Source organism: Eubacterium pyruvativorans, assembly GCF_900102225.1.
Classification (GTDB): Bacteria; Bacillota; Clostridia; order Peptostreptococcales; family Anaerovoracaceae; genus Aminicella; species Aminicella pyruvativorans.
In genome coordinates, this window is the sequence record NZ_FNBF01000015.1 from 1 (window position 1) to 12,485 (window position 12,485).

Below are 12,485 nucleotides of genomic sequence, written 5' to 3' on the forward strand. Positions count from 1 at the left end.
TTGCGATTGACACAGTTCTGAAGGCACTCAAGCGATCTGGCAATAAAACAGGAATGATCCTACACAGCGATCGCGGGAGCCAGTTCACGTCAAAAGAGTTTACAGACTTCTGCAAAGAACATGGGATCACTCAAAGTATGAGCAGACCAGGTTGTCCATATGACAACGCCCCAATGGAGAGATATTTTAATACACTAAAGTCAGAGCTGATCTATCTCAGGAAGTTTTCAACTGAAGAGAGCCTATTCGTTGAAGTGAATGCATATGCGTATGGCTGGTACAATAATCAAAGACCACACTCTCATAACGGCGGGATACCACCAGCACAAGTAGCATAAAATGAGTTGCTTTATTACAATTTTACTTGACCAGTACAGTTTTAGGTGCGAATCAGGAGAAAAAAGCGATTTCGCACCTTCCATCAATATACAACCGTGATTCGTATACAATACGCTGTTCTATATCCATTCATCAGGACTCAAATCGTGATTTGTATACAATCTTCCGACTCGCTGTCATCTGATCGTGTCAGGGGGAATCGGTCCTGCAGACATCAGTGAAACAGGATGCGCAGGAAAGTGCATAGAATTGTCATTTCGTGCCAGTTATTCTGCATTTCGTGCCACCGGCGATTTTTCTCCGTCATTCCTATTGCAAAATAGTCAGAAAATGGGTATCCTGAGTACAGGAAGAACGAATAGAATATGCGATATTGGAAGATGATGGGATTCGTGCCGAGTAGTCGAGTATTGGATAATCGGATTCGTTCGGAAATGTGAAAGGCAAACCAGCCGCGAGACTGGGACGCAAAACTACAGGGTCTCTGACCGTTGTGTTCTGACGAATTGCGATAGATCGGTCATACAGGGGAGAGAGACAGCCAGCTGCCATTCGTTATTACGATGGCGGTTTTTTGATTTTTGGAAACCGCTGAGCAGGAAGGAAGGACGAAATGAAAAGCAAGTCGAAGAAACTTATGATTGTGCTGCTCTGCATCGCACTTGCCATGACATTCAGCTTTACGGGATCCGTGTTTGCGGAGGAAGGACAGCCGGCGACGACGGAAAGCTTCACTGCAGTGGAAAATTCTGCACAGACGGAAAATGCCCCGGCAGCGGGAACTGATCAGGGACAGGTACAGGCGGGTGAGACCGGCGCCTCCAATAAGGGAGGGTCGGAATCCACATCAGCCGATACAGAGAAAACGGCAACTGTTGAAGAGAAAGCCGCTTCGGAAGGGAAGAATGGCGAGACTCCGAAAAGTGAAGAGTCTGCTTCGGAAACGACCAACACCGGCGAGAAGGGCGGAGTGTCCTCAGGAGAGGAATCGAATGAAAAAAACTCTAAAGAAACGTTGCCGAGAGAGTGGTCGAATATTGCAAACGTTGAGGGACGTGAGTATGGGTATTATCTAAACATGGATGAGTCCCGCAAACTGAATGTTACCTACTCTGTTCAGAACAATGTAAAAGAAAAGGGAAAACCGGTGGCCGATCCGTCGTCACATATTAAGGAACAGTACGTCGAGTTCAACGGAAAAAAGTATGATTCGTTGGAAAAATTTGAGGCGGATAGAGTCGGAAAGGGGAATTTGGTTACGACCTGGGATAATGGCTTTACGGAAAAAGACGGATTTTGTTTTTACACCGGCATAACAATCAACTATGTAGATGTGGATACGAAGATTTCTTTCTATACGCAGCAGGTTCCGTACGTTTACGAGGATAAAGATTTTAGCAACTACAATTATTCGGGATTCACGATCGGAGAAGTTGGTGTGCACAAAGATGCCGGGGTGTATCAACAAGTAAAAATAGATGGGAGTTTATCCGTAAAAGCCAGTGACCTTACAGGACATAAGAATGTGACCATTTACTACAAAAGATATGTCACTGTTTCCGGTGTGAAAACCTGGGATGATGAGAATAATAAGGCTAAGAGTCGTCCGGATAGTATAACGGTTTGTCTGACCGGCGGCGACAAAGTCGAAAGGCGGACGGTCACTTCCGGGGAGAATTGGAGATATTCCTTCGGAAATGTGCCATATTATGTAAATGGTGTGCCGGTCCATTACATCATTTCGGAAGAGCCTGTCCAGAACTACACAACACGAGTGGAAGGTTTTAATATCTGGAATAAGTATAATCCACCGGCGCCGTACATCCCGCCGGTGAAAACAATCCGCATCAGCAAGGTATGGGTCACCGATGACGGCGGAACGCCGGCAGAGTCTGTGGATGTGCAGATCCTGAAGAACGGCGAGGCGTACAAGGTTGTGACGCTGTCCGACGCAAACGGATGGAACTACTCGGAAGCCGTCATTGATGACGGAGCGAAGTATACCGCACAGGAAGTCACCTCTGTGGACGGGTTTGTTTCTTCAGTCACAGAGGATGGAGATACCATCACCATCACCAATGATGACGTGAAGAAACCGGATAAGCCGGTGAAGCCGGACAAGCCGACTAAACCGGACAAGCCGGTGAAGCCGACGAAGCCGGACAAACCGGTCAAACCGAGCAAGCCGGCCAAACCGAAGAAGCCGGCAGTTAGTGTGCCGGTGGAGCAGGTGAAGGCGAATGTGCCGAAAACCGGCGATGAGAACCATATGGGACTGTACGGCGGCATGCTGGTACTGGCCGCCGCAGGTGCTGCGGTTCTCCTTCGGCTGAGAAGAAAATCCGGTAAGTAGGGAACACAGTTTCGGGGAAATGGAATACGTGCTGTGCCCGGAGAATAAGTGATGCATCCGGAGGATGAGATGCTCCGGACGGGTGAAAAGAGGATCCTGCTGCCGCCTGTGGCAGCAGGATTTCCTGAATATGCCGCAGCTGGGAGGACAGAAAGGAGCGGGGTATGGCGGAGAAGAATTTCTGCAGAGAGAAACCGGGCCTAGGCAGGTCGATGAGCCGCTCCATGATTCTGATGGCACTGGTTACGGCGGTTTTTGTTCTCCTTATGGGGGAATATGTGAAGCTTTATACCCTGGAACGGGCGGAGCAGATCAACGCCCGGGCAGGATTCCGGCAGATTGAATCCTACCGGGAGGAGATGGGGGTCAGTTTCACCGAGGCGTTCCGCCTCATTGTGTCCGGCGAGGAAACCAGGTGGTATGCGCTGGACGGGAAGCGGGATGTGGTGACCGCTTCCCAGGAAACGAAGGAGATCGGTAAGACGCTGGGGGAGGCGGGGTTTTCCGAGAAGCAACTCCGGGAAGGGGTTTTCTTCACCCGCATTCATGGCAGAATGCACTACTGCGTGGCGAAACGGGAGGGGCGGTTCTGGCTGGTGCGAACGGTGCACGGGGTGTTTTTTGTCCGGGAAATGATGCGGAGCCTGCTGTATATCACGCTGACTGCGCTGCTGGTTATGGTGATGCAGGTGTGGCTGGTGCTTCGCATAACCCGCCGGCGGGTGCTGGCGCCCCTGGAGGAGATGAATGCCGGCATGGAAGAGATGGAGGGCGGGAATTACGGCGTAAGGATCCGGGAGCAGTCCTCCCGGGAACTGGATGATCTGGCGGCCCATATGAATCATCTGCTGGAGAGTATGGAATGCCACATGGATGCGCTGAAGTTCAACAATCGTCACGATCTGCTCACCCGGGTGTGGAACCGGAATGCGCTGGAGGAACGGATGGCGGAACTTCGGGAGAGGAGGGTTTCCTGCGGTGTGGTGTACGCCGATCTGAACGGTCTGAAGCGGATCAACGATCTTCTGGGCCACGGGGAGGGAGACCGGGCTCTCACGGATCTGGCGGATGCGCTGTCCCGCATTTTCGGGAAACAGAATGTATACCGGGCCGGCGGGGACGAGTTCGTGGTGATGGACGAGCTGATGACGGAGGAGGATCTTTCCCAGAAATGTGAGGCATTCCGGTCCGCTGCGGCATCGATTCATCTTTCGGTTGCGGCGGGATGTGCGTATTGCCCTGATACGGCTTTTCTGGAAGATTGTATGAAGCGGGCGGACGCACTGATGTACGAGGATAAGCGGCTGTACTATGCCTGCCACCGGGAAGAGGACCGCAGAACTCCGCAGTCTGCACCCCCGGCGGTTCCGGAAGCCTGCCTTTCGGGCGGGCAGCGGCCGGATGGGAAAGCCAGGGAGCTTCGGCAGTCTCTGGAGGAATATATCCGTGCCCGGTTCGAAGAGGCGCTGGACGCAGGAGAGATGCAGCTGTATTATCAGCCTGTGGTCCGGAGCGGAGAGGAGAAGCCGTTCTGTGAAGAGGCGCTGATCCGCTGGTTCCCGCAGGACCGGGGGATGATTTCGCCGGCTCAGATTCTGCCGGTGCTGCGGAAATATCATATGGGCCGGAAACTGGACACCTTCGTGCTCCGGCAGGTGGCGGAGGACCGGAGAAGGGAAGAGAAGGAAGGGATGGGATGCCTTCCGGTGTCGGTGAATCTGACCGGAGAAGAGTTTTCCGGTCGGGAGGCGGCTGACCGGATTCTGGAGACCTGCGCCGCCTGGGGGATCGGTCCGGAGCAGGTCCGATTCGAGGTTTCCGGGGCATCTCTCCCGGAAGGAAGCGGTGATCTGCTGGAAGGGCTTAACCGGCTCCGGGAAGCAGGGTTCCGGATCTGGCTGGATGACTTCGGAAGGGGCAGCGGGGCGCTACTGCTGCTGGAGATTTTCGACTTCGATGCCGTGAAAATTGACATGGGGATGTTCCGGCGTAATCCGGGGGAGAAGGCTACAGAGATTCTGAAAAGTCTGGTCCGGCTGGCGGATGTCCTGGGAACGGTGACAATCGCCAAGGGTGTGGAGACTGAAGAGGAGCGGAAGATGCTGCGGGAGGCCGGCTGCCGGAATTATCAGGGATATTTTTTCCGGAAGCCGATGTCCGTGGGAGAGATGATCGAGAAACGGGAAAGAGAGGGGGAAGAATGAATGAAAGAAGCATTCATCTCGGTATCCTGGATGACCGGCAGGAGGACCGGGAACGGCTGCATACGATTCTGACGGAATATGGAGCAGTCAACGGGATCCGGGTGCATGTCAGCTCCTTCGCCGCCGGGGAAGAACTGCTGAAAAATTATGAACCATATCTGTATACGGCGGTGTTTCTGGATATTTATCTGGAGCAGGGCACCGGAATTGAAGTGGCCCGGGAGATCCGGAAACGGGATCCGGACACGCTGCTGATTTTCATGACCATCAGTGAGGACCACCGGGCAGAGGGGTTCCGGGTGCATGCGTTCGATTATCTGGAGAAACCGCTGCTGCCGGAAGAGGTCTACCGGGTGATGGATGATATTCTCCGGTGTTCCACGGCGGTGATTCCCAGCCTGACGTTTTCCAGCAGCCGGACCGAGTACCGGATTCCGTACTCGGAAATTGTCGCGGTGTGCACGGCGGGACACTATCTGGACATTACAGACCGGTTCGGCGAAACCTACCATACCCGGATGACGTTTTCCGGTGTTTCGGAGCTGCTGCTGGAGGACCGGCGGTTTCTGCTGATTATCCGGGGTGTGGTGGTGAACATGGATTATGTTGAAGCGTTCGGTGACGGAACCTGTCACCTGACCGGTGATCTGCATATCCCGTGCAACCGGCGGAAGGAAAAACAGCTGGAACGGATCTGGCAGAACTATATGTTCGCGAAGATGCGCCGGGAGGCCATGGAGAAGGGAGGAAATGCATGATCTGGCAGGAGGTGTTCCAGGAATGGACTTCATATCTGATTTTCATTCCGGCATGTGTTCTGTGTTATCTTCCCATGCGGCATCAGCTGCGGAAGAGTGTCCGGTTCATTGTGAGTTCGTTCCTGTTGTTCTCCGTTGCCGTTGTGCTGCCGGCGGAATACCTTCAGGTCCGATTCGACTGGAATCCGGATATCTTCTACTTCGGGCTGCTTCTGGCAGCGGTTCTTTACTTCATCTGGAGTGTGAAAGCACCGGTCTGTAAGGCGCTGGCGGTGATCATGAATGTGATCGCCCTTCTGGCTATTTTGTCGAATTTTGCTGCAGTGTATGATGCCTGGCTTCATCCGAAGCTGGGGTTCACCAATTCGTCCATGGATTTCATTCTGTTTCAGAATGTGGCCGGTTTCGCCGCTCTTCTTCTGCTGGCATATCCCTGGGGGAAATACGGCGCCCGGATGGTGGACACGATTCATGTGGAACGGGCGTGGTTCATGGCAATTCCGTTTTCGGCGGTTCTTCTGGCTTTTAATCTGGTCATCCGGCCGCTTCGCTACTCTACTCTGCATTTCAACCGTGTGGGACAGATGTTCCGGCTGCTGCTGTTTCTCATGCTGGCGGCATGGGTGATCGCAGATCAAATGTTCTATGTGATCAGCATCGAGATCACCCGGAGCGGAGAGATCCGGGAGCGGAACCGAGTCTTCGAAATGCAGGAGAAGCAGTACCACGACCAGATGCGGTATCTGGAGGACAACGCCCGGGAGCGGCATGACTTCCGGCAGACAATTCTGGCACTGAAGGGAATGGCGGAGTCGGGGAATCTGGAGGATCTGAATGCGTATCTGGACCGGTACGTCCGGACGTTTCCCCGGAAGAACACTGTGCTGTACTGCCGGGACAGTGCGCTGAATGCCATTCTGAATTATTATGCCAATGAGGCCAGGGAGGCCGGCATCCGCCTGAACTGGAAGATAGATCCGGACGTTCTGGTGCCGGCCGGCTCCGGGAGCACGGGGAAGAGAGCACAGGGGACCGCCCAGGAAGACGGTGCGGGAGATGGGACGGCGGAGCACCCGGGTCTTTTGAATGTGGACCTCTCCCGGGTGATCGGCAATCTGCTGGATAATGCGCTGACCGCCGCCCGGGAAGGGCCGGAGAACCGGTTCATTCAGCTGACGGTACGGGTGCGGGGCAGAATCCTCTATATTGTCATGACGAACAGTTTCGACGGCCGGGTCCGCATGGAAAACGGAAAGTACGAATCCACCAAGGGGTACGGCAGAGGCGTCGGATTATCCTCGGTCCGGTACATTGTGGAACGCTACGGCGGCAGGGCATCCTTCTCCCATGAAGGAATGGAATTCTACAGTAATGTACTGATTCCTCTGCCCCGGAACCTGCCGGCCGGAAGCCCCGACGGGCAGGGAGGGAATTGAAAAGATCCCTGGATTGCAGTATACTGACGGGTATACGTTGTATACAGGACGGAGCACGGGCAGGGGGTCCGCCTCCGTCCCGAACGCAATCAGAAGGAGGGGTAACTTTGGATCAGAGATTGTGGCAGAAGGTTGGACGACCGGCTGCGGTGTTTTTTTTGTCCATCACGCTGACGGCAGGGGCCGGCACAGAGCCGGGGTATGTCTTCGCGGCGAAGAAGGCACCCCGGGCTTCCGGGACGAAAGTGACCCGGGTGGTGAAGGTGAAGACAAAGAAGAGCGGGGAAGCGCTCCATTGGAAGGACGCCCGCAGTTTCAGGATCATGGAGCCGGGGACGTCGGAGCAGCTTGTGCTGGCGGAAGGCATCGAAGAGATATCCTTCGTCAGCAGTGATCCGAATGTGGCGGAAGTCAGCCCGGAAGGAGTTGTGACGGCGAAGCAGGCAGGAACGGCCCGGATCACGGCGTCGGCAGCCGGCGCCTCTGTTTCCTGCGCGGTGTATGTGGGCCCCCGGATCACGGCGCTGGGATGGAAGAACACGGAGAAGCGCAGGACCATCGAGAAGAAGGAGAAGTTCCGGATGAAAGCGGCTGTCACACCGGCGGATGCGGCCTACCGGAAGCTGACGTTCCGGTCATCCAATCCGAAGGTGGCGCAGGTTGATGCCCGCGGCACAGTGTACGGCCGGAAGAACGGCCGGGCCACCATCACGGCCCGGACGCAGGACGGTTCGAATCTGGCTGTATCCTGCCGGGTGACGGTGGGGAAGAAGGTCCGGAAGATGACCTGGAAGAACGGGAAACCGAAGATGACGATGCGGTTCGGGGAGGAGAAGAAATTCCAGCTGACCTTCTCGCCGAAGAATGTTTCGGACCGACGGGTGCGCTTCTATTCCTCGGATCCGGGAACCGCCGCCGTGAACAGCAAGGGGGTTGTGACGGCGAAACGGCGGGGACTGGTGAAGATCACGGCAGCGGCCCGGGACGGCAGCGGCAGGAAGCTGAATATGTCCCTCACGGTCAAGAATCCGCTGAATCCCTTCCAGACCCATTTCCTGGGGCACCGGGGCATGCCGAAGTCCTATCCGGAGAATACGGTGGAATCCTTCCGGGGTGCTGCCGGACAGAAATACTGGGGCGTCGAGTGTGACATCTGGGAAACGAAGGAGCCGGACGGGACCACGGACCTCATGGTGTTTCACGACAGGTATCTGAACCGGCTGACCGGGTATTTCCTGCCTGTTCAGTGGGTGAATATGCAAAACCGGACGAACTATCCGATCGTCGGAGGCCGTAAGAACGACCGGTCGATCCGTTACCTGATCCCGAATCTGGAGGAATATATCGATGCAGTGGACCCGGTGCACACGGGGAAGCAGCTCATCATCGAGATGAAGGATCAGAACATTTCCCGGGCGGGAGCGGAGAAATTCTTTGAAACTCTTCGGCAGAAGGGAGTTCCCGGGAACAAGGTGACCATCATCGCTTTCGGGAAGGAAACCCTTCTGACGCTGCGGCAGGTGGGACAGGAATACACGGCGGGGATCCCGGATCCGTCGTCAGAAGGTCAGGGGAACGCAGGCGGCCGGCAGAGTGCGGACGGTCAGCAGAGCGCCGGAAATCAGCAGGGCGAAGCAGGTCAGCCGGGAGTGATCCGGTATGACGCCTCCGGGGCGGACTATTGGCTCCTGATGCGGAACGACCTGTCGGAGGAGAACACGCTGCAGGAGATCAGCTGGGCGAAAACGAACCACATGGCCGGCGTCTCCGTGGCCCAGGTCATGAAAGACAAGTCGGAACAGGGGCTGGCGCTTCGGGAACAGAAACTCCGCTGGATCATCTCCCGGCTGAAGAAAGAACAGCTGAAGATTTCCCTGGGGCCTCTGGACGATGCCCTGGAAGCGAAGAAATATGTGGATCTGGGGGTGACGGAGATCACCACGAACCAGAGAATCTGGGCAAAGAATGATTAGAACGGCCGGAAATCCCGATAATCCCTCATCCCGTTGATCGCGGATGCCCCCCGAGAACCTGAAAAGTTCTTAACAGGCTCTGAATACGCCCCGCATCTCTTGCGGGGTTTTCGTGATTTGATTATACTATTAACAAGAGGAAATGGTGTTGATGTGCGGCGGACAGCATCCTGCCGGAAATGATCTGTCCGGTGCGCTGAACCGGAAGGGGGCGTTTTCCGGCAGGCTTCCGCCGCACCGCATTTCAGGGGAGGGATGGATATGAGAGGAATGAGACAGGGCCGGACGGCAGAAAGAAAATGGGGGATTCTGATTCTGATCGTCATGCTGGCCGTTCTTCTGGCAGTGCCGCCGGCGGGAATCGTTCATGCGGCGAAGAAACCGAAGAAGAGCAGGCCGAAGCCGCCGGATGCGCCGGCGATCGCCGATGCATCCTGTTTTGTCAATCAGGATGCGCAGCCGTTCCGCCGGAAAGTGACCGTTCGTGTCCGCCTGAAGCAGAAGGAAGCTTCTGACCACGTGGTGCTTCGGGTCAGGAATCGGACGAACGGGAGAGACAGAACGCTGAAGTTCCGGTACCGGTCGGATGGAACGTACACTGTCCGGGCCAACGGGCGTTCCCGGATGGAAGTCCGGGCCATGGCGGTGACCGGAAAACGGGAGAGCCGCTGGTCCAGGGGCCTTCGTTTCCGGACGAAACCGATTTTCCGGGATGTGGAAAGCCGCAGCCTTTCGATGGGGTCCGGCGAGACCAGACGTCTCCATTTCGGCAGCGGGTACATCAGCCCGAACGGTCTGAAGACCACGGGAACCGGATGCCAGGTTACCTGGGATGCCGGACACCGTAGTTTCCTGGTGCGGGGTGTGGCGCACGGGGATGCGAAGATCATTGTGCAGTATCGTCACAGCGGAAAGACACACCGGTGCTATGTGATTCATGTGGAAATCAAGTAAGCGGGGGCAGAACGGAAGATTCTGTTTCCGGAAGGAACGATTCGAAAGAGGTTTATGAGAAAATTGAGGGATTTATTCGAGAGAAGTCATGGGAATACCAGCATGTATCGCGGTCGACAGGGGGTGGCCGCGATATTTGTTTTCCTGATTCTGGCGGTCATCGTGGCTGCCGTTGTGCTGCTGCCCCGGGCCTGCAGTGCCAACGAGTCCCCCGGATCCGAGGAAGCGGAAACCATGCCGGTTTCCGGCGCATCCCTCTCTGACCAGCCGGACGCATACTGGTATCAGCGTAGCATCGGCCTGAAGGATGCCTGGGATCTGATGCGGAAGCACCGGCACAGTCCGGTGAAGGTGGCGCTGCTGGACACGGCGGTGGATGTAAGTGACAAGGATCTGCAGAAGAACGTTCTGCCGGAGTACGCCGTGGATGCGACGAAGAATTTCCGGATTTACGCATACAGCAGCAAAAAAGTGGTGCACGGCACCAACATGGCGGGGGCCATCGGTGCCAGTTACGGCAACAAGGGGCAGATCGCCGGCGCAGCGGCGGGATATCACAACGACATCGTGCGCATCATGCCGATCAAGGTGGCCGCAGACGGTCAGATCAATGCTAGGAGCGCTTCCAATGAGGTGGTGGCGAAAGCGGTCCGGTACGCAGTGGACCACGGGGCGAAGGTGATCAACATGAGCTTCGGCCACGGGGCTCCCGACGGTGATGTCAGGGCGGATGACCGCGTTCTCCAGAAAGCCGTGGATTACGCTGCCTCCCATGATGTCACGGTGGTGGCGGCCGCCGGAAATTTCGCTTCCACCGCCCCCTGGTATCCCTCTGACCTGAAACATGTGATCAGTGTCATCGGTACGAAACATTACCGGGACGCATGGAGCAATCCCCGGGCCCTGTTCTCCAATTACGGAGAAAAGTTCATCTCGGCCCCGGGCCGCCGGGTGACGCCGATTCGGCCGGCCTATTACGGGCTGAAGGAGAACGGCACGTCCTATGCTGCGGCCACGGTGACATCGGTGGCTGCCATGCTCTATTCCATCGATCCTTCTATGACGCCGGACCTGGTGCGGTATATCCTGCAGGCGACGGCCACGGACCTCTACGAGAAGGGCTGGGATGATCAGACCGGCTACGGCAATGTCCATGCGGGCCGGGCGGTGCGCATGGCGCTGGGGCTTCCGGTTAAGACAAAGTTTACCTTCCCGAGGCTGTCGACGAAGGCGAAGCTCAGTCCCCGGAAACGGTCTGTCCGGATCAACTGGAGTGAACCGACTTCCGGCCGGGTCAACTATTACCAGATCCAGAAACGCCGGAAGAACGGAAACTGGAAAAATCTGAAATGCGTTCCCGGATACACCTGGAAATATACGGACCGGAAGGTGAAGCCGGGCTGCACGTATCTGTATCGTGTCCGGGCCGTCGGCACGCTGCATTACAGTAAATCCGTGGGAAAGTATTCCCGGCCGAGCAGAGTTCATTACACCCGCAGAGCGGGGAACATTCAGAAAGGATAAATTGTGCGGTTCACTCCGTCCGCATGACAGGAAATGTTCGGAAAGGACAGAAACAATGAAAGGAATCATCCTGGCAGCCGGTAAGGGCACCAGACTCTACCCCTGCACTCTTCCGGTCTGCAAACCGCTGCTGCCGGTGTACGACAAGCCTATGATCTACTACCCGCTGAGCATGCTGATGAAGGCGGGAATCCGGGAGATCCTCATCATCGTTCCGGAAGGCGAGACCGAAACCTTCGAACGGCTCTTCGGTCACGGCGAAAAGCTGGGACTGGAGATCCAGTATGCTGAGCAGCCGGTTCAGCGGGGCATCGCCGACGCATTCCTGATCGGGGAATCCTTCATCGGCAGCGACTGTGTGTGCCTGGCCCTGGGTGACAATATCTGCTACGGACCGGCGTTCCGCCGGACCCTCAGGCGGATGGGGAACCGGGTCCGGGAGAAAGGAGGCGCGGGCATCTTCGGATATTATGTGGCGGATCCCCGCCCCTTCGGCGTGGTGGAATTCGATCCCAACGGACGGGTGATCTCCCTGGAAGAAAAACCGCTGATTCCCAAATCCCATTATATCGTGCCGGGACTGTATTTCTATGATCCGCAGGTGGTGGCGTTTGCCAAAGCACTGGAACCGAGTTCCCGGGGCGAACTGGAAATCACAGCAGTGAATGAGCGGTATCTGGAGCAGGGACAGCTTCGTGTCCATGCTCTGGATGCGGATTATACCTGGTTCGATGCGGGAACCGCCGAGCGGCTCTACGAAGCGGCCGGCGCCATCAAGAGCGCCCAGCGAAGCGGCGTCATGATCGGCTGCATCGAAGAGATCGCCCTGGATAACCAGTGGATTACGTTGGAGCAGCTGGCGGCCGGCGCCGCCAGCCTCCACCAGACCCGCTACGGCCAGTATCTGGAGGCCCTGGCGGAGGACCGGGCGGAAGAACAATAAA

General features: G+C 56.2%; 9 protein-coding genes and 1 riboswitch. All 9 genes read left to right on the forward strand.

Translation table 11 applies throughout. The annotated features are described in order from the left end of the window. Positions 1-338 (forward strand): DDE-type integrase/transposase/recombinase (locus BLQ24_RS06185; protein ID WP_143004267.1); only part of this gene is annotated, 338 nt, incomplete at its 5' end. 433 nt (positions 339-771) lie between these two features. Then, a riboswitch (cyclic di-GMP riboswitch) is annotated at positions 772-892 on the forward strand. Between the two features lie 60 nt (positions 893-952). Continuing rightward, positions 953-2,692, forward strand: a complete 1,740-nt coding sequence (locus tag BLQ24_RS06190; RefSeq protein WP_090163754.1) for a Cna B-type domain-containing protein — start codon at positions 953-955, stop codon at positions 2,690-2,692. A gap of 164 nt (positions 2,693-2,856) precedes the next feature. After that, a complete protein-coding gene (locus tag BLQ24_RS06195; protein WP_090163756.1) occupies positions 2,857-4,896 on the forward strand; it encodes a sensor domain-containing phosphodiesterase in 2,040 nt (679 codons plus the stop codon). After that, entirely contained in the window at positions 4,893-5,654 is a 762-nt protein-coding gene (locus BLQ24_RS06200; RefSeq protein ID WP_090163758.1) for a LytR/AlgR family response regulator transcription factor, read from the forward strand. Before BLQ24_RS06195 ends, BLQ24_RS06200 begins: the two co-directional genes overlap by 4 nt. Then, on the forward strand, positions 5,651-7,090 hold the full coding sequence (locus BLQ24_RS06205; protein WP_090163760.1) for a sensor histidine kinase: 1,440 nt from the start codon (positions 5,651-5,653) through the stop codon (positions 7,088-7,090). Before BLQ24_RS06200 ends, BLQ24_RS06205 begins: the two co-directional genes overlap by 4 nt. A 107-nt stretch (positions 7,091-7,197) precedes the next feature. After that, the gene (locus BLQ24_RS06210) at positions 7,198-9,063 is read left to right on the forward strand and encodes an Ig-like domain-containing protein (protein WP_143004268.1); all 1,866 of its coding nucleotides are present in this window, start codon (positions 7,198-7,200) and stop codon (positions 9,061-9,063) included. A gap of 261 nt (positions 9,064-9,324) precedes the next feature. Beyond that, entirely contained in the window at positions 9,325-10,017 is a 693-nt protein-coding gene (locus tag BLQ24_RS06215) for a hypothetical protein (protein WP_090163765.1), read from the forward strand. Positions 10,018-10,119: 102 nt separating this feature from the next. After that, positions 10,120-11,541: a S8 family serine peptidase gene (locus tag BLQ24_RS06220; protein WP_176755876.1), complete on the forward strand. Its 1,422-nt coding sequence runs from the start codon at positions 10,120-10,122 to the stop codon at positions 11,539-11,541. A gap of 55 nt (positions 11,542-11,596) precedes the next feature. Further along, positions 11,597-12,484, forward strand: a complete 888-nt coding sequence (gene rfbA / locus BLQ24_RS06225; RefSeq protein ID WP_090163769.1) for a glucose-1-phosphate thymidylyltransferase RfbA — start codon at positions 11,597-11,599, stop codon at positions 12,482-12,484. Position 12,485 lies beyond the last annotated feature (1 nt).